The following is a 24,365-nucleotide window of genomic DNA, read 5'->3' as shown; positions in this document are numbered from 1 at the left end:
GATGGCGGACCGGTCCCCTCCGGCCCGCGAGGCATCCCCGTGCGTGCTGTCGGCCTCAGGCCGATCCTGCCCCCTGCGAAGGGGTCGGGAACGGCACGACGGCCACTGTTACGTTGTCGTGGCCCCCGCCGTCCAGGGCGTGGCCGACCAGGACCCGGGCGCTGTGCAGCGGGCGCGCGGCGGCGTCGGCCGGTACGGCCTCCGCCATCTCCTCCGCCGCCTCCGCGTAGTTCCACAGACCGTCGGTGCACACCACCACCACACCAGGCCGGTCCGGCTTGAAGGAAGCGGTGTGCGGGTCGAGTTCGTAGGCGTCCGCGCCGAGCCACCCGGTGATCGCGTGGGCGCGCTCGTCGGCGTACGCCTCGGCCTCGTTCATCAGGCCCGCGGCGACCATCTGCGCGGCCCAGGAGTCGTCCTCGGTGAGCCGGGCCGGGGGTGAACTGCGGTCCGTGGGCACCCAGTAGACCCGGCTGTCGCCGACCCAGCCGACGATCAGCAGGCTCGGGGTGACGACCGAGCCGACGATGGTGCACGCGGGGGCGTTCTGGTGCGGCTGGTGCTCGCGGGCCGTGGCGGGCTCGTCGGCCAGGGAGTTGACCGCGCGGGAGGCGGCGACGATCGCCTCGTGCATGGCCTGCTGGGGGTGGGTGCCCCGGGGCAGGGCGGCCAGCAGGGCGTCGGCGGCGGCGCGGGAGGCGGCCAGGGAGGCGTCGTCGGGGCGGGTCGCGGAGGACACGCCGTCGCAGACGACCGCGAAGGTCGCGGGCGTGCCGTCGGGCAGGAGGGTGTTGCCGAGGGTGAAGGCGTCCTCGTTGCGGTGGTGGCGCAGGCCGCGGTCGCTCACCGCGGCGATCGGACCGGCCTCCTGCTCCATGTGGTCGCGCTCGCGGGGCTGGGCGTGCCCGCAGTTCTCGCAGTAGCCGTCGTCGTCGACGCGACCGGCCCGGCAGGCCACGCACACCTTGGTTCCTTCGGCAGGGGTGGCCGGTCCCGCGGCCACGCGCGGGTCCGGCGCCTGGAGGGGGTACTCGTCGGGCTCCGGCGCCCGGTCGAAGCGCACCCCGGAGGCGGGGGAGACCGGCGATCCCAGGACCGGCCCCTGCTGCGGCGGCGGTGGGGGCAGCCGGTGCTCGGCGGAACCGGGCAGTACGTGCTCGGCGGCACCGGCGCCGTGCGGGTCCGCGGGGCGGTGGAGCTCGGCCGCGGGGAGCCGGCCCTCGGGCCAGGGGCCGCCCGGCGGGGCGCCGTTCATGGCGAGCGTCGGGCTGTCGTCCGGCCGTGCCGGCACGGCGGACAGGTCGTATCCGCACGCACCGCAGAAACGGTCACCCGATTCGAGGGGTTCCTCACAGCTCGGGCAGGCGGACAGCTGGGGCATCTGCGACATCAACTACACCCACGTCCGGGGGCGGTAACGGTTTGCTCGTTCCACCAGGTCGATCCTCTCCTCGCCGCCCCGCGCCAGCCGGGCCAGCGTGCGGTAACAACGCTCCAGGCCGAAGCGCAGTCCTCGCTCGTCCAGTCCGCTGCCGAGCAGCGCCCGTCCCCCGGCGGCGGGGGGCCCGGGGTCCTGGCCACCGGAGAGTATCCAGTCCAGGGCCGAGCCCAGCACCTCCGCGGACAACTGCTCGCGCCGCGCCGGATCCAGTCCGTACGCGTCCAGCGCCTCGACCTGTCCGGCGGCGGCGGTCAGGTCGTCCAGGAAGGGTACGTCGCCCGCGGTCGCGGTGCGTCCACGCAGCCGCGCGCGGACGGCGGCCACCCGGGCGGCGGTGTAGTGGATGGAGGACTCCGGCACCGACTCCAGCGTCTTCACGGCGCTACGGCGGTCCCCGGTCGCCAGTTGTACGCGGGCCAGGCCGAACGCGGCGCTCACATAGCTGGGGTCGGTCGACCAGACCAGGCCGTAGTACTCGGCGGCGTTGTCGAGCTGGCCGAGCACCTCCGCGCACAGGCCGAGGGCGAGCTTGGGCGCGGGCTCGCCCGGGAAGGCGTCGTAGATCGCGTCGAAGGCGAGCGCGGCGGCCTCGTGGTCGCCGGTCACCAGGGCCGCGACGCCCCGGTACCAGACCACCCGCCAGTCGTCGGGCCGTTCGTCCTCCAGGTGCCGCAGCGCCTCGTCGGCGGTGTGCGCGTCGCCGTTCTCCAGCCAGGCCCGCACCTGCCTGAGCCGGGTCTCCGCGGACGCCGCCGGCGCGGCCGAAAGGGCGCCGAGCAGCTCGGCGGGCGCGGTGGTCATGAGCCCGGCGAGGAAACCGGCGTTGGGGTCGGCGGGATCGACGTGCGGGACGGGCAGCGCGAGGGCGGCGACGGGCGCGTCGGCCGGCTTGACGAGGGCGGTGAGGGCTCCGCGGCCGGGTCGTACGGCGCCTTCCGGGCCGACAGCGGGCAGACCCGCGCCTCCATTGCCGTTGCCGGGCAGTCCGGAGCCTCCCGCACCGGCGCCGGGCGGTCCGGCGCTCCCCGTGCCGGGACCGGGCGGCGGGGCGGCGCTTCCCGTACCGCCGGGAAGCGCGGCGGCCGCCGAGGTGCGGGCGGCGGACCTGAGGCTCCACCGCGCCGGCGGTGCCACCCGGCCTCCCAGCCGGGACACCTCGCCGTCCAGCTTCGGGAACAACTCCGTGTCGGTGACCCGCACTTCGGGACCGAACAGGGTCGACAGGCTGGGCCGCGCGCGGCCCGTCTGCAGCGAGACCACCTCGCGCAGCACACCCGTCAGCTGCTCCGACATCTCCTGGGCCGAGGCGAAACGGCGGGCCGGGTCGGGGTCGGTGGCGCGGACCAGCAGACGGTAGAAGGACTCGTACCGGCGGAAGACCTCGATGTTGTCCGGGTCGGGCAGCGAGTCGACGAAGACGTTGGTGTACCCCTGGAAGTCGAAGGTCAGGACCGCCAGGGTGCGGCCGACGGTGTAGAGGTCGGAGGCGATCGACGGGCCGACCTCCGCGACCTCGGGGGCCTGGTAGCCGACCGTGCCGTAGATGGCCGACTCCTCGTCGTCCATCCTGCGCACCGCGCCCATGTCGATCAGCTTGAGCTGGTCCTCGGTCTGGATGGCGTTGTCGACCTTGAAGTCGCAGTACAGGAGGTTGCGGCTGTGCAGGTGGCCGAGCGCCTCCAGGGCCTCGATGCCGTAGGCGCAGGCCTGCTCCACCGGCAGCGGGTCCCGCTTGCCGTCGGCCGAGCGGCGGCCGTTGGCGATCTCCTTGAGCGACTTGCCGCCTACGTACTCCATGACGATGTAGCCGTCGAGGGAGCCGGTGCGCTGGTCGAGGTGCTCGACGAAGTTGTAGATCCGCACGATGTTGGCGTGCTCGATCTCCGCGAGGAAGCGCCGCTCGGAGATCGCGGCCGCCATCGCGTCCTGGTCGCCGGTGTCCAGGAGGCCCTTGAGGACCACCCACCGGTCGGACACGGCGCGGTCCACGGCGAGGTAGACCCAGCCCAGCCCGCCGTGCGCCAGACAGCCCGCGACCTCGTACTGGCCGTGCACGATGTCGCCGGACTTCAGCTTCGGCACGAAGGAGTACGGGTGGCCGCACTTGGTGCAGAAACCCTCCGTACGACCGGACCGGTCCCCGCGGGAACGGCCCACCGGCGCCCCGCAGTCGGAGCGCGAGCAGAACCGCTTGCGCTCGGGCACCTCCGGGTTCTCCAGCACCATCCCGCGCGGGTCGGGCCGCGGCACCCCGGGCACCTCGACCAGGCCCGCGCCGAGCCGGCCCCGCCCGGTCGAACCGGCCGACGAGCCGGAGCTGCGCACCGACACCGAACGGCCCGTGGACCTCCCGGAGACCGAGCGCGACAGCCGTCCGGACACCGAGCGCCGGGACTTCGACGAGTGCGACGACGTACGCGAGGAACCGCGGCTGGTGGAGCGTGAACTGCCGCTGCCCGGTGAGTCCTTGCCCTCTCCCGTGCCGCCACTGGGACCCGACCCGGTCCGGCCGCTGCCCGAGACCACCGGCGCGAGGCCGCAGGTGTCGCAGTACAGTTCCCCGCCGCCCATGTCCTCGTACGTGCCGTCGCAGCCGGGCCGCTGGCAGGGCTGCTGTTCCTGACTCATGACGTCGACTCCCCCCTACGGTCCTCGGGACCGCTCTGCTGCGGCACCCGCGGCGGGCCCAGCAGTTCGGCGGCCGCGTGCTGGTAGCGCAGCACGGCCTGTTCGGCGACCCGCAGGTCGCAGGGCGCGCTCCACAGCATCCGCCGGGCCGCGTCGTAGCGCTCGATCAGGAACGGGTCCTCGGCCAGGCCGTGCCGGGCCACCTTCGCCTTGTACGCGTCGAGGCGGCCGCGCAGCTCCGCACGGACCGCGAGCGGCGCGGTCACCGCGGTCAACGACTCGCGGGCGCGCAGCAGTTCGTCCTCCGCCTTCTGCTCCAGGGACTCCAGGAGCGGGGACAGGCGGTGCCACTGGGCGTGTCTGCGGTACTCGGCGGCGGTCGCCAACTGCTCCTGGAGGGCGGTCGGCGGTCCGCTGACCACCGGCACCTCGGTGGCGGCGATCTTGGCGAGGACCTCGCCGCGCGCGGTGCGCGCCTCGGCGAGGGTGCGGTCCGCGCGGGAGAGCACATCGCGCAGCTTGACCAGCCGGGCCTCCGCGTCCTGCCGGACGGTGAGCACGGCGTCGATCTCGCGGCGCACGTCCTCCAGGGCGCGCGCCTCACGGTCGTACGCCGTGGTGTCCGGCCGGCCGCCCCCGGGCGCCGAACTGCCCTGTGCGCGCTGCCAGAAGGCGAGGGGGTCGGAGATCACCTGCTCGCGCAGCGAGGTCAGCGTGCGCGTGATGCGCTCCAGGTCGTCGCCGGCCGGGTGTTCGCCGGGGCGGACGCCGACGGAGTGCGCGAGCCTGCGGGTGCGCTGGAGTTCGGCGGACAGCAGGTCGATGCGGGCGGGCAGCGCCGACCACACCGCGTCGGCGGCGACCACGATGTCCAGGCTCGTGGCGTACAGCTCGTTCATCCGCTCCACGAGGGTGACGAGGGTGAACTGCTCGCTGAGCTTGCTCGAACCGCCTTGCAGTGTCGGCGCGTTGGCCGTGGCGGTGGCCGAGCCGGCGACCGTGACGGCCTCGCCGCGCAGCAGCTCCGTCAGCTCGACCAGGTCCTCGCGGCTGGACCAGCGGCGGCGGGAGCGGATCTCACGGGCCGAGCGCAGGGCGTCCGTGTACGCGTCGAAGTACGCCCACAGCAGGGTGATCGAGGCGTCGGCGGACTCCCAGCGCTCCTTGGTCACGCCGGTGAGGTCGGCACCTTCCAGGAGTCTGCGGCCCGCGTGGTCCTGGAGGGCGAGGAGCGAGGTCTCGATGGCCTCGTGCTCCGCGCCGAGCCGCGCCAGCGCACGGTCCACCTCGTCCCGGTCCATCACCGGCCCGGGGGGTCCCGTGACGCCCATCGATCACCTCTCGCTGCTGAAGGGTTGCCCAGTGGTTGTTCGTCTTCGACGGTTCGTCAGCTCGTGCGCAGGTACTTGGGTGGCGGCGGCTCCGACTCGGCCGGTCCTCCCCTCAGTGTGGCGGACAGCCACTTCTTGTACGACGCCTGCCAGCCGCCCGTGGTGTCCTTGCGGTAGTCCACCAGGATCTGGTTGACCCGGCTCACCAGATCGTCGGCGCCCTTCTTCATCGCCACGCCGTAGTACTCGGTGGTGAAGGGGCCCTGCGGGTCCTTCAGCTCGACCGTGGGGTCCTGGGCGGCCTGGCTGGCGCCCAGCGCGCCGTCGGTGACCACGGCGTCCACCTCGCCGAGCTGGAGCCTGACGAGGCAGTCGAGCTGGTTGGGGACCTTCGTGATGTCCTCGGCGGCGACGTACTTCTTCGTCTTCTCGTCGTCCTCCAGGTTGGAGAGGGCGGTCGAGCCCTGCGCCACGCAGACCTTCTTTCCCGCCAGGGTGGGGTTGTAGCCCGTGATCTTCGAGGACTTGGGGGCGAGGACCTGCTGGCCGGTCTTGAAGTACGGCGCGGAGAACGCCACGTCGTCCAGGCGCTTGCAGGTGATCGTCATCGTGCGGACGACCATGTCGACATAGCCCGCCTGTATCGCCGGGATGCGCTGGTTGGTCGGGATCGCCTTGAACAGCACGGCGTTCGGGTCGCCGAGGATGTCCTGCGCGATCCGGTGCACCAGGTCGATGTCGAAGCCCTCCAGGTCGGCGTCGGTCCCGCCGTTGGGGTTGCGGTAGCCCCAGCGGTAGCTGTTCTGGTCCACGCCGACCCACAGCTTGCGCTGCGCGCCCTTCCGGGCCTTGATCTTCTCTATGGTCGTGCCGTCGGCGGGGCTCGGAGCCAGCGTCTGGTACTCCGGATGTGCCTTGATCGAGGGGTCGTCGCACGCCTTGGCGTCCGCCGCCTGCTCGGCGTGGGCCACCCCCTGACCTCCGGTGTCGGTGCCGCCGCCCTGGGGCCGGGCCGACGGCAGCAGCAGCGCGAAGGCGAGCACCAGGGCGCAGACGACCGCCATCGCCCCGACACCGCCCCAGCCCTTGAGACCGGCCCGCACACGTCCACGCATCCGCATCGTCACGCCCCCTCTCACCGGTACTCCGACAGCCTGCGCCCGATGCCGAGGACGGCGCCCGCGGCGCCCAGCACGGCCAGGACGGCGGCACCCACGGACAGGCCGGTCATCGCGTCCAGACCGTCACCGGCCGACCGCTTGAACTCCTTCTCCTCGTGTTTCAGCGCGACGTCGAGGTTGTGGTCGACACTGTCGAAGCACTCGCGCGTCGCGCCCTTGTCGCCTATGACCCGGGCCAGCGCCTCTGCGTAGTTGCCGTCGTTGTCCCTGTCGCGGGCCGTTTTGTGGCGCTGCTTCCACACCGTCATGTTGCCCTCGGCCGTCGTGACCGGCTCCCTGCCGATGCTGTCGTCGGCCAGCTTCGACGCCTCGGCGAGGCCCTTGCCGAGGTCGTCCATGTCCTGGTTGAAGGCGTAGTCGTAGGCGTCGTAGGTGGTCTCCTTGCCCTGCGCGTCCGTCACGACCTTCGTCTCCGCGCCCCGGGCCACCAGTGTGAGGTTCTCGTTGCCGCGCGCCTTCAGGGAGGCGATCCGGGCGTCGTGCAGCACGTTGAGCGAGCGCACCCCGTGGTCGTAGGAGGCGTTCAGGCCGGCGCGCGCGAAGCTGTGGCCGACGACCAGCCACAGCAGGACCACCGTGGCCGTCGCGGTGGCGGCGACCAGGCCGTGGTTGAGGACCCGGTTGGTGCGCCGGTAGTTGCGCTGCTGGGCCCAGGCGAGCCCGGCGAGCGCGAGGACGCCGAGGCCGATCGCGGCCCACGGGTAGGGCGTGGCGTCGGAGTAGTCGGTGCGCAGCCGCTGGTTCTCGCTCGTGTAGAGGTTCTGCGCCTTCGGGAGCATCTTCTGCTGCATCTTCTCGTTGGCGTAGCGCAGATAGGCGCCGCCGACCGGGAAGCCCTGGCGGTTGTACGTGCGGGCCTGCTCCACCAGCCCCTTGTACTGCGGCAGCAGGGTGTTGAGCTCGGCCACGGTCTTCGCGGCGGGGGAGTCCGGGTCGGAGTTCGAGGCCGCCCTGACCAGACCGGCCGCGGCCTGGGCGATGTCCCGCTCGTACCGCTTGCGGGAGTCGGCCGACTCCTGGCCGCCGGCGAGGAAGCCGCTGGAGGCCGTGGTGTTGGCGTCGGCCAGGTACAGGTAGATGTCGGCGGCGGCGCTGCTGAGGGGCTGGCTCTTGTGCAGCACGTCGTCCGCGGCCACGGCCCGGTCGTTGGTCTGCCAGGCGGTCACCGCGCCGAAGAGGATCACGAGCAGGGCGAGTCCCGCGCCGATGATCCGCAGCCTCCCCGGCTCGGTGGTCGCGGCCGCGCGCACCTGGTCGAAGCCCTCCGCGAAGGCCGTACGGCGGCGGACGGGCACCTCGGCCGCCGGTGCGGGCGGGGGCGGCTCCGTGACGGGTGACGGTCCGGCCGGCTGCGGTGGCACGGACGGCATCGTGGGCACCCCGGAACCCGGTGGTGCCGTTCTGCTCTTCGGCGGGTGTGTCACTTTTGACCTCCCCCATGGTCATCCGTCGCCGCAAGTATCGCTGCCGGGACCGACATCCGCACCGGGCTTCACGCGATCTTGATCGGATCGCAGTGGATCGCCCGCCCGGTCGCGCCCCCCGCACCACCCCTTGCCCATGAATACGCCGCCGGAATCGGTTCGGTTCCCCCCGGGGGCGCGTAGGGTCGCCGTCGTGCGCGGGGTGCGAGTGGTGATGATCGGCGGAACGTCGAATACCGGTAAGTCCACGGTCGCCGGGGCGGTCGCCGAGCGGCTCGGCTTCGCGCACCGGTCGACGGATCTGCTGGCGAGACACCCGGGTCGGCCCTGGCGCACGCCGGAGCGGGAGGTGCCGCCGCATGTGGCCGAGCACTACGCGACGCTGGCCGTCGACGAGTTGATCGACTCGGTCCTCGGCCACTACGAGCGTCTGTGGCCGCGCGTCGAGGAACTGATCGCCGAGCACGCCGAACACGCCACCGGCCCCGGTCTGGTCCTGGAGGGCTCCGCGCTCTGGCCGGACCGGGTCGCGGCCCTGGACGCCCAGTACACCGCCGCCGTGTGGCTCACCGCCGACGAGTCCGTCGTACGCGCCCGGATCCGTGCGGGCGGGCGCTACGACGAAGCGACCGAACAGGAAAGGTTCCTGATGGACAAGTTCCTGGCCCGCAGCATGCGGTACCAGTCGCTGATGGTGGACGCCGTCGACCGGCTGGGCCTGACCCGCGTCGACGTCGGGACGGACAGGTCCGTCTCCGAGGTGGCCGACGCGGTGCTCGCTCAGGCCTCGTAGTACGCCCGGACCCGCGCCTGCACCTCCGGGGGCGCCGCCACCCGGTCCAGGCCCAGCAGGGCGGCGCCGAGCACCGGGGAGGCGGTCACCACCCGGGGTACGGCCTTCGGGGCCCGTTCGGCGAGCAGTTCCCCGATCCGGTCGTCGAGTTGGGGGTGCCGGGCCGCCAGGACACTGCCGCCGAGCAGGACCGGGGTCTCCTCGTCGAGGAGGTCGAGCCGGGTCAGGGCCACCGTCGCCATGGCGACCACCTCGTCGGCCAGGCGGTCGACGAGCGAGCGGGCCACGGGGTCGCCGGCGGCGGCCGTGGCGAACAGCACCGGTGTCAGCTCGTGGCGTCGGACGGGGGCGATGTCCTCCAGGTGCAGGGCCTCGATCAGGGCGTACATGGACGGCAGCCCGAAGTGGGCCGGGAGCACGCGCGCGAGGTCGGTGGCGGGACCCCGCCCGTCCTCCGCGCGGGCCGCGTGCCACAGCGCCTCCTCGGCCAGGCCCCAGCCGCCGCCCCAGTCGCCGGAGATCCGGCCGAGCGCGGGGAAGCGGGCGGTACGGCCGTCGGGGCGCATGCCGACGCAGTTGATGCCCGCGCCGCACACCACGGCGACCCCGCGCGGTTCGGTGACACCGGACCGCAGGATCGCGAAGGTGTCGTTGCGGACCTCGACGCTCCCGCCCCACGCGCGTGCGTGCAGCGCGGCCGCCAACCGCTCCTCCTCGACGGGGAAGTCGGCGTTGGCGAGACACGCCGAGACGTGCTCGACCGAGCTCACCCCGGCCGCGGCGAAGGCCCGCCCGACCGCGTCGGCGAGGGTGTCCACGGCTGCCTCGACGCCCACCACGGGCGGCCGGAACCCGCCGCCGCGGGCCGTGGCGAGGACGCTTCCGTCGTCCGCCACGACCACGACGTCGGTCTTGCTGTTGCCCGCGTCGACGGCGAGGACGCTTGCGGTCAGGCCCACGCGAGATGCTCCCGGTTGTGTGCGATCAGTCGGTCGGTGAGGCCCTCGGCGTACGCGTACTGGCCGACGAGGGGATGCGCGAGCAGCGCCTTGAACACCCGCTCGCGGCCCCCGCGCAGGGCGGCCGTGAGCGCCAGGTCCTCGTACGCCGTGACGTTCGCCATCAGCCCCGCGAACAGCGGGTCCACGGCGGGCACCGCCAGCGGGGTCGGCCCCTTGGGGCCCACCGCCGCCTGCACCTCGATCACCGCGTCGTCGGGCAGGAAGGGCAGCGTGCCCCGGTTGAGGGTGTTGACCACCTGGTACGGGCTCCCGCCGCCGCCGAGCAGCCCGGCGGCGAGGTCCACCGCCGCCTCCGAGTAGTAGGCCCCGCCCCGCTTGGCGAGCAGCTCGGGCTTCTCGTCGAGGGCGGGGTCTCCGTACATGTCCAGCAACTGCCTTTCCATCGCGGCCACTTCGGCCGCGCGGGAGGGCTTGCTGCCGAGTTCCCGTACGACCTCGTCGTGCGCGTAGAAGTAGCGCAGGTAGTACGACGGGACCACGCCGAGCCGGTCCAGGAGCGGGCGCGGCAGGTGCAGGTCGGCGGCGATCGTCTCGCCGTGCCCGGTGAGCAGCTTGGGCAGCACGTCCTCGCCCTCGGGGCCGCCGAGCCGTACCCCTGTCTCCCAGGTGAGGTGGTTGAGGCCCACGTGGTCGAGGTGGACGTCGGCGGGGGTGACGCCGAGCAGCCGGGCGAACTTCCGCTGGAAGCCGATCGCCACGTTGCACAGCCCGACCGCCTTGTGGCCGGCCTGGAGCAGGGCGCGGGTGACGATCCCGACGGGGTTGGTGAAGTCGATGATCCAGGCGTCCGGGTTGGTGCGGCGGACCCGTTCGGCGATGTCGAGGACCACCGGGACGGTGCGCAGCGCCTTGGCGAGGCCGCCCGCACCGGTGGTCTCCTGGCCGACGCAGCCGCACTCCAGGGGCCAGGTCTCGTCCTGCTGACGGGCCGCCTGGCCGCCGACGCGCAGTTGCAGGAGCACGGCGTCGGCACCGTCCACGCCCGCGTCCAGGTCGGTGGTCGTCGTGATCCGGCCGGTGTGCCCCTGCTTGGCGAAGATGCGCCGGGCGAGCCCGCCGACCAGCTCCAGGCGCTCGGCGGCCGGGTCGACGAGGACGAGTTCCTCGACGGGCAGGGTGTCGCGCAGACGGGCGAAGCCGTCGATGAGTTCGGGGGTGTAGGTCGAGCCTCCGCCGACCACGGTGAGTTTCATATCCGGTTAACCCTTCACTCCGGTCAGCGTGACGCCCTCGACGAACGCCTTCTGCGCGAAGAAGAACACGAGGATCACGGGGGCCATGACCAGCACGGTCGCGGCCATGGTGAGGTTCCAGTCGGTGTGGTGCATGCCCTTGAAGGACTCCAGGCCGTAGCTGAGGGTCCAGGCGTTCTGGTTCTCCGAGGCGTAGATCTGCGGGCCGAAGTAGTCGTTCCAGGCGTAGAAGAACTGGAAGAGCGCCACGGCCGCGATCCCGGGCTTGGCCATGGGCACGACCACCTTGAGCAGGGTGCGCAGGTCGCCGCAGCCGTCGACCTTCGCCGCGTCCACGTACTCGTTGGGGATCGTCATCAGGAACTGCCGCAGCAGGAAGATCGAGAACGCGTCCCCGAACGCCATCGGGATGATCAGCGGCCACAGCGTGCCCGACAGGCCGAGCTGCTTCGCCCAGAAGAGGTACATCGGGATGATGACGACCTGCGGCGGCAGCATCATCATCGAGATCACCAGCATCAGGGAGAGATTGCGGCCCCGGAAGCGGAACTTGGCGAGCGCGTACGCCACGGGCACCGACGACACGACTGTAAGGACTGTTCCCAGTCCCGCGTAGATCAGCGTGTTGCGCCACCAGGTCAGGAAACCCGGGGTGTCGAAGACCCGCTTGTAGTTGCCCCACTCCCAGGTGTGCGGGATCAGGTCCCGGCTCAGCGCCTGGGTGTCGCTCATCAGCGAGGTCAGGAACACGAACACGAAGGGCAGCGTGAAGAAGAGGGCGGCGGCGATGCCGAGGGAGTGGATGGCCACCCACTCCAGCACCGCCCGGCGCCGGGCGGTGCGCTCGGCGGGCGAGGCCGGCGTCTTCGACTCCACCGGCCGCTCCAGTACTTGGGTCATGGTCAGTCACCTGCCTGGATGAGACCGCCCCGGCGCCGCATCAGGAACGCGGTGAACACCATCGACAGGGCGAAGAGGACGAGGGCGACGACACACGCGGAGCCGTAGTCGAAGCGCTGGAAGCCGAGGTTGTACACGAGTTGGGGGAGGGTCAGCGTGGACTTGTCCGGGTAGCCGGGCTCGAACTGGGTGCCCGCGCCCTGGATCACCCCCGAGGCGACCTTCCCGGCGATCAACGGCTGTGTGTAGTACTGCATGGTCTGGATCACGCCGGTGACCACGGCGAACATCACGATCGGCGAGATGTTGGGAAGGGTGACGAACCGGAACCGCTGCCACGCCGACACCCCGTCCAACTCCGCCGCCTCGTACTGCTCCTGGGGCACGTCGAGCAGGGCGGCCATGAAGATGACCATCAGGTCGCCGATGCCCCACAGGGCGAGCAGGGTGAGGGCCGGCTTGGACCAGGTGGGGTCGTTGAACCAGCCCGGTGCCGGGACGCCGACCTTCTCCAGGATCGAGTTGACCGGTCCCGTACCGGGGTTGAGCAGGAACGCGAAGGCCATGGTGGCCGCGACGGGCGGGGCCAGGTAGGGCAGGTAGAAGAGGGTGCGGAAAACCCCCGTACCCGTCTTGATCTTCGTGATGAGCATGCCGACGCCGAGTCCGAAGACGACCCGGAGCGACACCATCACGACGACCAGCCACAGGGTGTTGCGCAGGGCGGGCCAGAAGAAGGGGTAGTCCTTGAAGACGTAGGTCCAGTTCTTCGTCCCGCTCCAGGTCGGCGGCTTGAAGCCGTCGTAGTGCATGAACGAGAAGTAGACCGTGGAGATCAGCGGGTAGGCGAAGAAGACCGTGAAGCCGATCAGCCAGGGCGACATGAAGGCGATCGTGCGAAGCGCCGACCGGCGGCGCTTCGACGCCAGGGTGATGGTGCTCATCGCTACTTCGCCTGCGCGATGTCCGTGTCGATCTGCTTGGCCGCGTCGGCGAGGCCCTTCTTCAGGTCGGTGACCTTGCCGCTCTCGTAGGCGTAGCCGAGGTCCTGGATGGTGGTGAGGTAGACACCGCCGTTGATCGAGGAGGGGGCGGTCGTCGAGTTCGGGTCGGCGGCGATGTCGAGGAAGGTCTTGAAGCGCGGGTCGTACTTCAGCTTCGGGGACTTCAGGGCCGCGAGCGTCGAGGGCACGTTGTGGATGGCGTTGGAGAAGCCGACCACCGCGTCGGTGTCCGTGGTGATGTACTTCAGGAACTCCCAGGCCGCGTTCTGCTTGGTGCTGTTGGCGGCGATGCCGGCGATGGTGCCGGTGATGTAGCCCTTGCCGTACTGGTCGGCCTGGTCGTCCGGGACGGGCAGCGGGGCCACGCCGATCTCGAAGCCGGGCTTGGCGTCCAGGGCCATGCCGAGACGCCACTCACCGTCGAGCTGCATGGCGACCTGGCCGGTCTGGAAGGGGTGCTTGGGGCCCCACTCGTCACCGAGCCCCGCGCGGTACTTCTCCAGCTTCTGGTAGCCGCCGAGTTCGTCGACGAGCTTCTTCTGGGTGGTGAACGCGGCGGCGACGGCCGGGTCGGTGGCGATCGTGGACTTGCCCGCCTTGTCGAAGTAGGTGGGCGAGAACTGGCCCAGGTAGTGCTCGGTCGTCGTCTCCCAGCCGTGGTAGTTGGGCATGAACCCGAGCTGCTTGTACGAGTCGCCCTGGGGGATCGTCAGCTTCTTGGCGTCGGTCGCGAACTCGGACCAGGTCTTCGGCGGGTTCGAGATCCCGGCCTTCTGGAACGCCGTCCTGTTGTAGTAGAGCCCGTACGCGTCACCGAGGAGTGGCGCGGCACAGCGGTCGCCGTCGAACTGGGTGTACTGGTTCATCGCGGCCGGGAAGGTGGTGTCCGGGTCGATGCCCGACTTCTTGAAGAAGGGGTTGAGGTCGACCAGCGCGCCCGAGGAGCAGAACTTGCCCACGTTGTTCGTGGTGAACGACGAGATGACGTCCGGGGCCTTGCTGCCGCCGGTGCGCAGCGCCTGGTTGATCTTGTCGTCGGTCATGTTGCCGACGACATTGACGTGGATGTTGGGGTGCGCCTTCTCGAACCCGGCGACCAGCGCCTTCACTCCCGCCACCTCGGAGTCCGCGCTCCAGGCGTGCCAGAAGTTGATGGTCGTCTCCTTGGACGCGTCGTCGTCGGCGCCGGAGGAGGCCTGGCCGGTACAGGCGGTGGTGACGAGCACGGCGGACACGGTCAGGGCAAAAGCCGCTTTCCGGGCGGACGAGGGTATGGCTGAGCGCATGACGGGATCTCCCAGGGACGGGCGGTGAGGTGAGGGTGTGGGGGAGTTCGGGGGTCAGCGAGAGGTGTCGAAGACCTCGTCGCGGGTGGCCGCGAGCGCGCTCTCCAGGGCGCCGCGCAGCACGGGGTGTTCTCGGACGTCGCCGACGACCAGTCGGGGCCGGGAGGCTGCCAGTTCCTCCAGCTCGTCCTGGACGAGGGCGCGCAGGGTGTCGCCGCCGGCGGTGAGCGAGGCACCGCTGAGGACGACGAGTTCGGGGTCGAGGACGGACACGAGCGAGGCGAGACCGGTGGCCAGCCGGGTGGCGTAGGTCTGCAGGAGCAGCCGGTTGAGGACGGTGTCCTCGGCGGCGGCACGCGCCACGAGGACGGCGGCGGCCTCGGCGTACGGCCCGGACGGGATGTCCGTCATACCGAGCTCGCGGGCGAGGTGCGGGATGGCCTGGGAGCCCGCGAGCTCCTGATAGCCACCACTGTTGGCCTTGGTGACGTGCCGCACCAGAGGTGCTCCGGGAACCGGCAGGAAACCTACCTCCCCCGCGCCGCCGGTCCAGCCGCGGTGCAGCCGGCCGCCGAGGACCAGGGCGGCACCGAGACCGCCCTCGTTCCACAGCAGCACGAAGTCCTCGTGTCCGCGGGCCGCCCCGAGCCGCTGTTCGGCCACGGCGACGAGGTTGACGTCGTTCTCGTACTCGACCGGCATCGGCAGGACGGCGGCGAGTTCGTCGAGCAGGGCCGGGGTGTGCCAGCCGGGGAGGTGGGAGGCGTAGCGCAGTCGGCCGGTGTTGGGGTCGAAGGCGCCGGGGGTGCCGATGACGAGCCGGTGGACGTCGCCGCGGGCGAGCCCGGCCGCCTTCACCGCGCCGTCGAGGGCGTCGGTGACCTGCCGGACGACGGGCTGGGTGGGCCGCCGTCCCGGGGTCGGGAGCTCGTAGGAGCCCACGGTGCGGCCGGTGATGTCGGCGACCGCGGCGAGGATGCGCTCGGGGGTGACGTCGAGCCCGGCGGCGTACGCGGCGGTCGGGTCGACCTCGTACAGCTGGGCGTTGGGCCCCGGCCTGCCCTCGCTGGTACCGGTGGCGAGGACGAGCCCCGACGCCTCCAGGCGGGCCAGGAGCTGGGACGCGGTCGGCTTGGACAGGCCGGTGAGCTTGCCGATCCGGGTGCGGGAGAGGGGGCCGTGCTCCAGCAGGAGGTCGAGCGCGGCACGGTCGTTCATGGCGCGCAGTGTGCGTGGTGTGCCTGCCATGGGTGCCCCTCTCCGTGACTACAGGGAAAAGACGACTCTAGAGAAAGAAGACTGTTAGGAAGGTTTCCTATCTGATGTAGGGAACATAGGTATGGACCACCAGGGAGTCAAGAGGGGTTGAACAAAGAACCCCCGCAGGAAACGGAGTCGTTACCTGCGGGGGGTGCTGAGAGTGAGCGGGGAGGGGCGGCGGTGGCTACCGCACGTCCACGTAGTCGCCCGCGGCCGTCGCCGAGCCTGTGGTGGTCGTCCCCGCGAAGACGTAACGGTAGTAACCGTCCTTGGTGGCCTTCGTGGTCGTCCTCAGGACGCCGCCGGTCCCGGAGGTCACCGTCTTGACGGTGGTGTAGCCGCTCGCCCCCTTGGCGCGGAACTGGAGGGTGGCCTTCTGGGAGACGTAACCGGTGTACCTCCCGCTGTCCCAGTCGGCCCGGGTGAGCTTGCCGGTGACCGTGAGGGTCGCCCCCTTCTTCACCGGCTCGGGCGCCGCGTCGGCGGTGAGCTTCGCCGCGCGCTTGATCCGGACGCCGCTGCCGAGGGGGCCCCAGGCGTCGTAGTCGTAGCCGAGGCTGATGTGACCGTCCGAGTCGTCGTCGTCCTGGTCGATCGTGCTGTAGAGGCCGGCCGCCTTCCAGGCGGTGGCGTCCGAGGCCGAGTACAGGGAGGCCCCGGGGTCGATCGCCAGGATCTCCTTGCACGACTCGGTGACGGTGGTGTCCGTCGTCGCGGTCGCGGTGCAGGTGGGCACGGCCTCGGGGTCGATCTCGTTCGCCATCCTGCTCAGCGTGCCCCGGTAGAGCAGGACGCCGGCGAAGGTGGTCTTGTAGTCGACCGTCAGGTCGGAGGGGCGGGTCAGGGTGTACGTCACCGGCACCTTCACGGTGGCGGTCGTCCCGACGGTGACCGCCTTCCCGTTGTTCACGGTGACGTCGGAGAAGACGAGGTTCGGGGTGGTGGCGGCCGAGGCGGCCGGGGCCACCAGACCGGTCAGGGCCAGGGCACCGGACGCGGCGATGCCTATGGCGAGCTTTCTCATGTGTTTCCCCACATTCGAAACGGGCCCCTGGGCGTTGCGCTCCAGAACAAGGGCCCGTCTGCGGGCGACGCTAGATGATCATGCGTGTGGAGGGAATGCGCGCTTCACGTGAAGACGGTGAGAGTTCGGCCTACTTCGCCGCCGGACGCTGGGCCGGGGCCGAGGCCAGCGGGGAGGCCGCCGCCGACTGGGGGGACTCGGAGTTGGAGAAGACGGACGGGGCCGCCACCGCGGCGGTCGGGTCGGCGGGCTCCTCCTCGGCGGGGACCGTCGCACCGCCGACGATGCGGATGTCCGCCGCGTCGAAGGCGTGCTTGATGCGCCAGCGCAGCTCGCGCTCGACCGTGAGGGACTTGCCCGGCATCGTCTTGGCGGAGACCCGCACGACCATGGAGTCCAGCAGGACGCTGTCCAGGCCGAGCACCTCGATCGGGCCCCACAGGAGCTCGTTCCAGGGCTCCTCCTTGCTCATCTTCTCGGCGACCTCGCCCAGCACCCGCTTCACCTTGTCGAGGTCCTCGGAGGCCCGCAGGGTCACGTCCACGCCGGCCGTCGCCCAGCCCTGGGAGAGGTTGCCGATCCGCTTGACCTCGCCGTTGCGGACGTACCAGATCTCGCCCTGGTCGCCGCGCAGCTTGGTCACCCTGAGGCCGACCTCGATGACCTCGCCGGAGGCCACGCCCGCGTCGATGCTGTCGCCGACGCCGTATTGGTCCTCCAGGATCATGAAGACCCCGGAGAGGAAGTCCGTGACCAGGTTGCGGGCGCCGAAACCGATCGCCACACCCGCGACACCGGCCGACGCCAGCAGCGGAGCCAGGTTGATCTCGAAGGCGCCCAGGACCATCAGGGCGGCCGTGCCCATGATGATGAAGCTCGCCACCGAGCGCAGCACCGAGCCGATCGCCTGCGAGCGCTGCCTGCGCCGCTCGTTGTTGACCAGCAGGCCGCCGATCGCGGTGCCGTCGACCGCCTGCGCGGTGCGGTTCATCCGGTCTATCAGCTTGGTGATGGCCCGCCGTACGACCATTCTCAGCACCCCGGCGATCACCAGGATCAGCAGGACGCGCAGGCTGATCGCCAGCCAGGTCGACCAGTTCTGCTCGACCCAGCTGGCCGCGTTCGTGGCGCTTTCCTGGGCGTCCTGGAGACTCGGCACGGCCGGCGTCGAGGTGTCCGAGGGGGACGGCGACGGCGACGGACTCGCGGCCAGTAGGACGGCGGACAAGGACACGGCAGGTACCTCCAGGTGCTGCGTCTGCCGTCCGACAGGGCGGTCAAGGTCACGAAAAGGTCACCGGTACGGCAGACCAACCACACTAACGGTGCATCGTGTGGGGATCGTTGCAATGTCCGGGGGAGAGACCGGCCTCACCTGGGGATGAAGAAAGGTGTGGTCGAAAACACTCCCAGCCCGTTACCGGGACATGGTGGCGTTTCTCCCGGCCAAGAGGGGAGACTGACCTCAGATCGTCCCGGCGCGAGCCACGCGCCGCCGACGCCCAAGGAGGCATCCGTGCCGCATGTCCTGGTCCTCAACGCGTCGTACGAGCCCCTCGGCGTCGTACCGCTCCGCCGCGCGCTCGTCCTCGTCCTGGAGAACAAAGCGGTCTCCCTGGAGGAATCCGGCGCCTTCATGCACAGCGCGACCGTCACAGTCCCCGCACCCAGCGTGGTCCGGCTCAAAAGGTTCGTCAGGGTTCCTTACCGAGGTCCCGTGCCTCTCACCCGCAGAGCGCTCTTCGCGCGCGACGGGGGCCGGTGCATGTACTGCGGTGGCGTCGCAACCAGCGTCGACCACGTCATCCCGCGCAGCCGCGGGGGCAAGCACGTCTGGGACAACGTGGTGGCGTCCTGCCGCCGCTGCAACCATGTGAAGGCCGACCGGCACCTGTTCGAGATCGGCTGGCGGCTGCGCCACAAACCCGCTCCACCCACCGGTCTGGCCTGGCGCATCATCGGCACCGGGCATAGGGACCCGCGCTGGCTGCCCTACTTGCAGCCGTACGGCGCGGAGGACGCCATGGCCCGGATCGACGGCATCTCAGCCTGACCACGATCCGGGCCTTTGTGTTGCCGCACGCGGCTCGCACACGCGACGCGCGCACGCGGCGGGGATCCGGCCCCGGAGGCCCCCCGTACCTCCGGGACCGGACGCTTTCACGCCCTCACGCGTACCGCAGCTCCGCCGGCCGGACCGAGCGGCGCAGCAGCGGCAGTGAGGTCGCGGCGGCCAGCAGACAGGCCGCGTAGATCACGAGGGGGACCAGGAGGGCGGCGTACGGCACCTCGGTGGGGGTGTTGCGCGAGGCCAGCGAGGTGTACCAGACGCTGATCCCCATGCCGCCCGCGCCGGCGAGCAGTACGGCGGGGGCCAGTGGCAGCGCGGTCTCCAGGAGCAGCGCCCTCGCCAGCACCCGGTACGGCACCCCGGCGGCGACCTGGGCCGCCAGGCCCCGGCGCCGGGCGGCCAGGGACTCCGCGGTGCCGACGGCGAGTCCGCTCAGGACCAGCGCGAGGGCGACGAGGATCGCGGCGCCCGTCAGGTCGATGCCGGTCGTGTAGTAGTCCATGTCCGCTCCCAGCGTGCCCTCCCGGCGCATGGTGTGCAGGGTGGTGAGCAGCACCTGCCGCACGCCCACGAAGCCCGCTCCGACGACCGTGACCAGCAGTACCGAGGCGTGGGTACGGGCCGCCGCCCACGGGTCGTCCCGCAGCCGTTCCGCCGCGATCAGCACCGCCGGGCTCTGGGCGCGGGCGGCCAGGGCCCCGCCCAGTCGCCGGGCCGCCGTCCCGGTCAGCGACACCGTCGCGAGCCCGACGACCAGGACGGCCGCGAACACCGCCGGCGGGCCGAGGGCGATGTCGACGGGACCGCCCACGAACGACGACACGCTCACGCCCAGCGCCATGACCCCGAGCAGCACGATCCCCACCCGCAGGGCCCGCCCCGGACCCCACGTCGGCCGGACCCGTCGTACCCAGCCCAAAGGAGAGGCCACCACCCGCCACAGCGACAGCATGCTCACGGCCGCGCCCAGCACCGACACGACCACGGGCACCACCACGACACCGGCCCAGATGGCAGGGGCGGGATGCTCCCACAGGAGCAGCAGCAGCGTGCCGAACACGGCCGCGGCCGCCACCGAGCCCGCCAGACAGGCCGGCCCCGACTCCAGCGCCGCGATCCGCCGCACCTGCCAGGGACCGGCCCCCGCGAGCCGCAGCGCGGCCAGTCGCCGGTCCCGGTGCACCGCGCCGATCCGCGCGCACTGCCCGAGGAAGCCGAGCACCGGGATCAGCAGCAGCACGGCCACGGCGCTCGCGTTGCGCCGGTCGCTCGCGGAGTCGAGCAGCCCGGCCCCGAACGGCACGGAGTAGTACCCGTCCAGCGAGTTCAGCGCCACGACGGCCATCCCGATGCCGGTCGCCAGCGCCGCCCCGACCGCCGTGAGCCCGACCCGCCACCACTCCCGCCGGTCGGAACCGCGGGTGAGCAGCCAGGCCATGCGCAGGTCGGCGGTCAGGGAACCGCCGTGGGCCCTCGTCATGCCGTCACCCCCGTCGGGACCACGGCCCCGTCGGCGATCCGCACCTCGCGGTCCGCATAGGCCGCCACCTGGGCGTCATGGGTGATCAGCAGCACCGCCGTACCGGACTCGCGGGCCGTGTGGACCAGGGCGGTCATGACCTGTTCGCTCGCCAGGGAGTCCAGCGCGCCGGTGGGTTCGTCGGCGAAGACGACCTCGGGCCCGGTCACCAGGGCCCGGGCCAGCGCGGTCCGCTGGGCCTGGCCGCCGCTCATCTCGCCGGGACGCAGCGCGGACTGGCCGCGCACGCCGAACCGCTCCAGCCACTCACCGGCCCGGACGTGGGCCTCCGCGCGGGAGGTACCGGCGAGCAGCAGCGGCAGCGCCACGTTGTCGAGCGCGGTCAGCTCCGGGATCAGCTGGCCGAACTGGAAGACCACGCCGAACTCGGTACGGCGCAGCTCGCTCAGCCGCTGTTCGGGCAGCCGGTCGAGACGCTCCCCGCCGTAGGACACCGAACCGGTGTCGGGGCGGACGATCCCGGCCAGGCAGTGCAGCAGCGTCGACTTCCCGCTGCCGCTGGTGCCGGTCACGGCGAGGATCTCGCCGGCGTCCAGGCGCAGGGAGGCACCCCGCAGGGCGTCCGTCCTGCCGTACGTCTTGCCGAGATCGCGCCCTTCGAGAAGTGGCACCGAAGTGTTCCCCTTGTCGCTCATGCCGAGGCGACCTCGGCCGTCAAAGTGGTGAGCCGGGCCGCCGTGGTGGTCATCCAGCGGAGGTCGGCGTCGAGGTGGTTGAGGGCGTAGTCCGCCGAGAGCACGGTCGCGAGGTCGGCCCCCGGGGCGGTCTTGACCGCGGTGAGCTCCCGCATGCGCGCCATGTGGGCGGCGCGCTGGGCCCTGAGATAGGCGTCCGGGTCGCCGCCGGCCAGGATCGAGACGACGACCTTGGCGAAGATCTCGTTCGTCACGAAGGGCGCGGGCGGAGCGATCCGGCCGGCCCAGTCCGCCAGCTCGCGCGCCCCCTCTTCGGTCGCGCGGTACTTCGTGCGCTCCGGGCCGCCGTCCGAGTCGGTGCCGTCGACCTCGGCGAGACCGTCCCGCACCAGGCGTTGCAGGGTCGTGTAGACCTGCCCGTAGGCGAGCGGACGGGCCTCCGGGAAACGGTCGTCGTGGCGTCGCTTGAGGTCGTAGCCATGGCTCGGCCCACCGGCGAGCAGCCCCAGCAGGATGTGACGGGTGCTCATGGCGATCAGTATGCATCACGTACATGTACTGAGTGAATAGTGATCAACGAAGAGCCCGCGGAACATGACGAACAGCACGTTCTCCCCTCCCGCACGTCTGCCGCCGCGTCCACTGGGTAGGGCTGCGGTAACCCCCGTCGTCGTACTCGACAAGGAGGCCCCCGTGGCCGCATCGGCACAGCTCCTGCTCTCGGCCCTGTCCAAACCCGAGGCGCCCGCTGACCACTTCTGTGTCTTCAGCGCCGAGGGCGCCTGCACCGAGACCCCCCTCACCAGCGAACCACCCCTGCCCGACGCCGAGCCCCTCACCAGCGAACCGCCCCTCGCCGACGCGGCCCACCTGACCAGCGAGTCCGACGCGTACGCGGAGGCCTTCCCGACCGGCGGGTCCTACGCCCACCTGGAGCCCTAGATGGCGGCGCCCCCCGGTCCGGAGCTGACCCGGCTCGCCGAGTCCTACGGCATCGCCACCTCCTACCAGCCCTCCCCGGACCGTACGGTCGCCGCCTCCGCCACCGCCGTCACGCTGGCCCTGGCCGCGCTGGGCGTCGACGCGGGCGACCCGGCCGGGGCCCTCGCGGCCCGGGAGCGTGAGCTGCGCGCGCGTCTGCTGCCGCCGACGGTGGTGTGCTGGAGCGGCAGCCCGCCCGCGTTCGTGGCCGACCTGCCCGCGGGCACCCGGCTGCGCATCCTGACCGAACAGGGCGAGACGCACACCGCCGCCGAACAACTCCCGCCCGGCATCCACCGGTTGACCGCCACCGCGCCCGACGGCCGCACCGCCGACGCCCACCTGATCGTGGCCCCGCCGCGGCTGCCCGCGGCGCCGGGACGGTCGTACGGCCTCCTCGTCCAGCTCTACTCCCTGCTCTCGCACCGCTCCTGGGGCATGGGCGACCTCGGCGACCTCGCCGAACTGACCTCCTGGGCGGGACGCGCCCTGGGCGCCGGCTTCGTGCAGGTCAACCCGCTGCACGCGGCCGTGCCCGGCGCCCCCACCGACCCCTCCCCCTACCGGCCCTCCTCGCGGCGCTTCCCCGACCCGGTGCACCTGCGGATCGAGGACATCCCCGAGTACGCCCATGTCGCCGACGCCGACCGGCTCGGGGCCCTGCGGGAGCGGGCCGAGCGGCTGCGGGAAGCGGTGCTGGAGAAGGGCGCGCTGATCGACCGGGACGCGGTGTGGGAGCTCAAGCGGGAGGCGCTCGAACTCGTCCGCGAGGTCCCGCTCGGGCCCGGCCGGCGCTCCGCCTACGCCGACTATCTCGCCGAGGGCGGGCAGGCACTGGAGGACCACGCGACCTGGTGTGCGCTGGCGGAGGCGCACGGCTCCGACTGGCGCGGCTGGCCTGCCGGTCTCCGGGACCCGCGGTCCGCCGAGACCGCCCGCGCCCGCGGTGAGCTGATGGACCGCGTCGACTTCTTCTCCCGCCTCGCCTGGCTCACCGAGAGCCAGCTCACCGCCGCCCAGCGGGCCGCGCGGGAGGCGGGGATGCCGGTGGGCCTCGTCCACGACCTCGCGGTGGGCGTGCACCCCGAGGGCGCGGACGCCTGGGCCCAGCAGGCGTACTTCGCCGCCGGGATGTCCGTAGGAGCGCCTCCGGACGCCTTCAACGCCCGCGGGCAGGACTGGGGGCTGCCCCCGTGGCGCCCGGACCGGCTGGCGGAGTCCGGCTACGCGCCGTACCGGCAACTGCTGCGGGCCCTGTTCCGGTACGCCGGCGCGCTGCGCATCGACCACGTCATGGGCCTGTTCCGGCTGTGGTGGGTCCCGCAGGGGCATCCGCCCACCGAGGGGACATATGTCCGCTACGACGCGGAGGCCATGCTCGCCGTGCTCGTCCTGGAGGCCTCGCGGGCCGGGGCGCTGGTGATCGGGGAGGACCTCGGGACCGTGGAGCCCGGGGTGCGGGAGGTGCTGCGCGAGCGGGGGGTGCTGGGGACGTCGGTGCTGTGGTTCGAGCGGGACTGGGAGGGGGACGGGCGTCCGCTGCCGCCGGAGCGGTGGCGGGCGGACTGCCTCGCCACCGCGACCACGCACGACCTGCCGCCCACCGCGTCCCGGCTCACCGGGGAGCACGTGGAACTCCGGGACGGCCTGGGGCTGCTGACGCGGCCGCTGGAGGAGGAGCGGGCGGAGGCCGCCGCGGACACGGGCGAGTGGCTGGAGCTGCTGGCCCGTCTCGGTCTGCTGCACGGCACGGGCGGCGGCGCCGACCCCTCCTCGGAGGAGGCCCAGATCCAGGCCGTCCACCGGTTCCTGCTGCACACCCCGGCCCGGATGGTGGGCGTCTGGCTGCCGGACACGGTGGGGGACCGGAGGCCGCAGAACCTGCCAGGGACGTGGGACCAGTATCCGAACTGGCGGCTGCCGATCGCCGACGGGGAGGGGCGGGCGGTGACGCTGGAGGACCTGGCGGCGTCGGCTCGGTTGCACGCGTTGGTGGAGGTGCTGCGGGCGCCGTAGGACGACCCACGCTCCTGGGCGGGTGCAGTGCGGGGCGCTCTAACACACCCCCGGACGCGCGGCGTGATCCGACGTTCGGTACTTTTGGCCCCGTGGACAAGAAGAACGCCCTGCGCGCCGGCGCCCTGGCTGCCGGTACGACGCTGATGATGCTGCTCATGTCGGTCCCCGCCTCGGCGCTGACCCGCGACGACGGCGACGACCCGGGCACGGGTCTGAGCGTCATCGAGACGCTGGGCCTCTTCGTGGTGGCCCCGCTCGTGCTGTTCGGGGTCATCGCCGGTCTGGTGATGGTCCTGGACAAGTCCAAGGAAGAGCACCGGGTGACGAGCCGCAACATCAGGACGAGGCCCGCCGAGGCCGAGGCCAAGGCCGGCTCGAAGGCCTGACCCAGCTTTCCCGGGGCGCCGACCCCGCCACCCGTACGCGCGTCAGCCGCACGGGGGCGAGGCCGGCGCCTTCGGCGTGTCCGGGCCCGGGTCAGGGGGCCGGGGCGGGTAGCCCTCACGGCTCACATCGGCTGACGCGGACGCCGGCGCGTGGGGGAGTGTGACCTTCTCGTCCCCGGGGCAGTGTTCGAAAGGGAGCGGCTCGAAGAGAGTCCGCGGTCGGCTACGGAATGGTCACCACTCGGG

At 71.9% G+C, this 24,365-nt stretch carries 21 protein-coding genes; 5 read left to right on the top strand and 16 right to left on the bottom strand.

Features of this window, described 5'->3' with window-relative positions; translation table 11 throughout:
* Positions 1–55: 55 nt before the first annotated feature.
* From AC2XR2_RS15325 to AC2XR2_RS15305, 5 genes are read right to left on the bottom strand one after another with little or no spacing between them, the layout of a single operon-like run.
* Positions 56–1,393, bottom strand: a complete 1,338-nt coding sequence (locus AC2XR2_RS15325) for a PP2C family protein-serine/threonine phosphatase (RefSeq protein ID WP_463311103.1) — start codon at positions 1,391–1,393, stop codon at positions 56–58.
* Positions 1,394–4,069 carry a serine/threonine-protein kinase gene (locus tag AC2XR2_RS15320; protein WP_491515318.1) on the bottom strand — a complete coding sequence of 892 codons (2,676 nt, stop codon included), beginning with the start codon at positions 4,067–4,069 and terminating at the stop codon, positions 1,394–1,396.
* Complete coding sequence (locus AC2XR2_RS15315; RefSeq protein ID WP_491515317.1) at positions 4,066–5,400, bottom strand: coiled-coil domain-containing protein; 1,335 nt, start codon at positions 5,398–5,400, stop codon at positions 4,066–4,068. Before AC2XR2_RS15315 ends, AC2XR2_RS15320 begins: the two co-directional genes overlap by 4 nt.
* 56 nt (positions 5,401–5,456) lie before the next feature.
* Positions 5,457–6,521, bottom strand: a complete 1,065-nt coding sequence (locus AC2XR2_RS15310) for a glutamate ABC transporter substrate-binding protein (RefSeq protein WP_381302420.1) — start codon at positions 6,519–6,521, stop codon at positions 5,457–5,459.
* A 14-nt stretch (positions 6,522–6,535) separates the two neighbouring features.
* Complete coding sequence (locus AC2XR2_RS15305) at positions 6,536–7,951, bottom strand: GlnX family signal transduction membrane protein (RefSeq protein WP_491515316.1); 1,416 nt, start codon at positions 7,949–7,951, stop codon at positions 6,536–6,538.
* A gap of 247 nt (positions 7,952–8,198) precedes the next feature.
* On the opposite strand from AC2XR2_RS15305, the gene AC2XR2_RS15300 reads away from it, so the two are divergent.
* Entirely contained in the window at positions 8,199–8,798 is a 600-nt protein-coding gene (locus tag AC2XR2_RS15300; protein WP_491515315.1) for an AAA family ATPase, read from the top strand.
* On the opposite strand, the gene AC2XR2_RS15295 is transcribed toward AC2XR2_RS15300, so the two are convergent.
* From AC2XR2_RS15295 to AC2XR2_RS15260, 8 genes are all read right to left on the bottom strand, one after another.
* Positions 8,786–9,757: an N-acetylglucosamine kinase gene (locus AC2XR2_RS15295; RefSeq protein ID WP_491515314.1), complete on the bottom strand. Its 972-nt coding sequence runs from the start codon at positions 9,755–9,757 to the stop codon at positions 8,786–8,788. The genes AC2XR2_RS15300 and AC2XR2_RS15295 overlap by 13 nt on opposite strands.
* Positions 9,748–11,013, bottom strand: coding sequence for a 6-phospho-beta-glucosidase (locus AC2XR2_RS15290; RefSeq protein WP_491515313.1), 1,266 nt, complete (start codon positions 11,011–11,013; stop codon positions 9,748–9,750). Before AC2XR2_RS15290 ends, AC2XR2_RS15295 begins: the two co-directional genes overlap by 10 nt.
* 6 nt (positions 11,014–11,019) lie before the next feature.
* The gene (locus AC2XR2_RS15285; protein ID WP_381302426.1) at positions 11,020–11,913 is read right to left on the bottom strand and encodes a carbohydrate ABC transporter permease; all 894 of its coding nucleotides are present in this window, start codon (positions 11,911–11,913) and stop codon (positions 11,020–11,022) included.
* Between the two features lie 2 nt (positions 11,914–11,915).
* Positions 11,916–12,857, bottom strand: a complete 942-nt coding sequence (locus AC2XR2_RS15280; RefSeq protein ID WP_491515312.1) for a carbohydrate ABC transporter permease — start codon at positions 12,855–12,857, stop codon at positions 11,916–11,918.
* A 2-nt stretch (positions 12,858–12,859) separates the two neighbouring features.
* Positions 12,860–14,203: an ABC transporter substrate-binding protein gene (locus tag AC2XR2_RS15275; protein WP_449351257.1), complete on the bottom strand. Its 1,344-nt coding sequence runs from the start codon at positions 14,201–14,203 to the stop codon at positions 12,860–12,862.
* A gap of 54 nt (positions 14,204–14,257) precedes the next feature.
* Positions 14,258–15,451, bottom strand: a complete 1,194-nt coding sequence (locus AC2XR2_RS15270) for an ROK family transcriptional regulator (protein ID WP_330266879.1) — start codon at positions 15,449–15,451, stop codon at positions 14,258–14,260.
* 196 nt (positions 15,452–15,647) lie between these two features.
* Positions 15,648–16,487, bottom strand: a complete 840-nt coding sequence (locus tag AC2XR2_RS15265) for a hypothetical protein (RefSeq protein ID WP_491515311.1) — start codon at positions 16,485–16,487, stop codon at positions 15,648–15,650.
* Positions 16,488–16,617: 130 nt separating this feature from the next.
* On the bottom strand, positions 16,618–17,721 hold the full coding sequence (locus AC2XR2_RS15260; protein WP_381302432.1) for a mechanosensitive ion channel family protein: 1,104 nt from the start codon (positions 17,719–17,721) through the stop codon (positions 16,618–16,620).
* Positions 17,722–18,003: 282 nt separating this feature from the next.
* Here AC2XR2_RS15260 and AC2XR2_RS15255 point away from each other — a divergent pair, with 282 nt between their 5' ends.
* Positions 18,004–18,540 carry an HNH endonuclease gene (locus AC2XR2_RS15255; protein ID WP_020116449.1) on the top strand — a complete coding sequence of 179 codons (537 nt, stop codon included), beginning with the start codon at positions 18,004–18,006 and terminating at the stop codon, positions 18,538–18,540.
* Positions 18,541–18,655: 115 nt separating this feature from the next.
* Here AC2XR2_RS15255 and AC2XR2_RS15250 read toward each other — a convergent pair whose 3' ends face one another.
* Genes AC2XR2_RS15250 through AC2XR2_RS15240 form a run of 3 tightly spaced genes read right to left on the bottom strand, consistent with a single transcriptional unit; the run spans position 18,656 to position 21,263 of the window.
* Positions 18,656–20,038 (bottom strand): FtsX-like permease family protein, encoded by a 1,383-nt coding sequence (locus tag AC2XR2_RS15250; RefSeq protein WP_491515310.1) that lies wholly within the window; start codon positions 20,036–20,038, stop codon positions 18,656–18,658.
* Complete coding sequence (locus tag AC2XR2_RS15245) at positions 20,035–20,733, bottom strand: ABC transporter ATP-binding protein (RefSeq protein ID WP_391193424.1); 699 nt, start codon at positions 20,731–20,733, stop codon at positions 20,035–20,037. The genes AC2XR2_RS15250 and AC2XR2_RS15245 overlap by 4 nt, the downstream gene beginning before the upstream one ends.
* Positions 20,730–21,263 (bottom strand): PadR family transcriptional regulator, encoded by a 534-nt coding sequence (locus tag AC2XR2_RS15240; RefSeq protein ID WP_381302435.1) that lies wholly within the window; start codon positions 21,261–21,263, stop codon positions 20,730–20,732. Before AC2XR2_RS15240 ends, AC2XR2_RS15245 begins: the two co-directional genes overlap by 4 nt.
* A 163-nt stretch (positions 21,264–21,426) precedes the next feature.
* Between AC2XR2_RS15240 and AC2XR2_RS15235 the strand changes: the two genes are divergently transcribed.
* The 3 genes from AC2XR2_RS15235 to AC2XR2_RS15225 all read left to right on the top strand — a co-directional run bounded on the left by AC2XR2_RS15235 (position 21,427) and on the right by AC2XR2_RS15225 (position 24,119).
* A complete protein-coding gene (locus AC2XR2_RS15235; RefSeq protein WP_330266885.1) occupies positions 21,427–21,675 on the top strand; it encodes a hypothetical protein in 249 nt (82 codons plus the stop codon).
* Positions 21,676–23,730 carry a 4-alpha-glucanotransferase gene (gene malQ, locus AC2XR2_RS15230; RefSeq protein WP_491515309.1) on the top strand — a complete coding sequence of 685 codons (2,055 nt, stop codon included), beginning with the start codon at positions 21,676–21,678 and terminating at the stop codon, positions 23,728–23,730.
* Positions 23,731–23,822: 92 nt separating this feature from the next.
* Positions 23,823–24,119, top strand: a complete 297-nt coding sequence (locus tag AC2XR2_RS15225; protein ID WP_330266887.1) for a hypothetical protein — start codon at positions 23,823–23,825, stop codon at positions 24,117–24,119.
* Positions 24,120–24,365 lie beyond the last annotated feature (246 nt).

It is taken from the genome of Streptomyces sp. LS-MS-L19 (assembly GCF_058382285.1).
Note: the sequence above shows the minus strand (reverse complement) of the source record. Positions and strands in the feature narration are given on the sequence as shown.

What these genes read in the sequence shown, in the direction of transcription:
- AC2XR2_RS15320 (WP_491515318.1), bottom strand. Translation starts at nt 4,069, where the DNA reads ATGAGTCAGGAACAGCAGCCCTGCCAGCGGCCCGGCTGCGACGGCACG.
- AC2XR2_RS15315 (WP_491515317.1), bottom strand. Translation starts at nt 5,400, where the DNA reads ATGGGCGTCACGGGACCCCCCGGGCCGGTGATGGACCGGGACGAGGTG.
- AC2XR2_RS15310 (WP_381302420.1), bottom strand. Translation starts at nt 6,521, where the DNA reads ATGCGGATGCGTGGACGTGTGCGGGCCGGTCTCAAGGGCTGGGGCGGT.
- AC2XR2_RS15305 (WP_491515316.1), bottom strand. Translation starts at nt 7,951, where the DNA reads ATGCCGTCCGTGCCACCGCAGCCGGCCGGACCGTCACCCGTCACGGAG.
- AC2XR2_RS15290 (WP_491515313.1), bottom strand. Translation starts at nt 11,013, where the DNA reads ATGAAACTCACCGTGGTCGGCGGAGGCTCGACCTACACCCCCGAACTC.
- AC2XR2_RS15285 (WP_381302426.1), bottom strand. Translation starts at nt 11,913, where the DNA reads ATGACCCAAGTACTGGAGCGGCCGGTGGAGTCGAAGACGCCGGCCTCG.
- AC2XR2_RS15280 (WP_491515312.1), bottom strand. Translation starts at nt 12,857, where the DNA reads ATGAGCACCATCACCCTGGCGTCGAAGCGCCGCCGGTCGGCGCTTCGC.
- AC2XR2_RS15275 (WP_449351257.1), bottom strand. Translation starts at nt 14,203, where the DNA reads ATGCGCTCAGCCATACCCTCGTCCGCCCGGAAAGCGGCTTTTGCCCTG.
- AC2XR2_RS15270 (WP_330266879.1), bottom strand. Translation starts at nt 15,451, where the DNA reads ATGGCAGGCACACCACGCACACTGCGCGCCATGAACGACCGTGCCGCG.
- AC2XR2_RS15265 (WP_491515311.1), bottom strand. Translation starts at nt 16,487, where the DNA reads ATGAGAAAGCTCGCCATAGGCATCGCCGCGTCCGGTGCCCTGGCCCTG.
- AC2XR2_RS15250 (WP_491515310.1), bottom strand. Translation starts at nt 20,038, where the DNA reads ATGACGAGGGCCCACGGCGGTTCCCTGACCGCCGACCTGCGCATGGCC.
- AC2XR2_RS15245 (WP_391193424.1), bottom strand. Translation starts at nt 20,733, where the DNA reads ATGAGCGACAAGGGGAACACTTCGGTGCCACTTCTCGAAGGGCGCGAT.
- AC2XR2_RS15240 (WP_381302435.1), bottom strand. Translation starts at nt 21,263, where the DNA reads ATGAGCACCCGTCACATCCTGCTGGGGCTGCTCGCCGGTGGGCCGAGC.
- malQ (WP_491515309.1), top strand. Translation starts at nt 21,676, where the DNA reads ATGGCGGCGCCCCCCGGTCCGGAGCTGACCCGGCTCGCCGAGTCCTAC.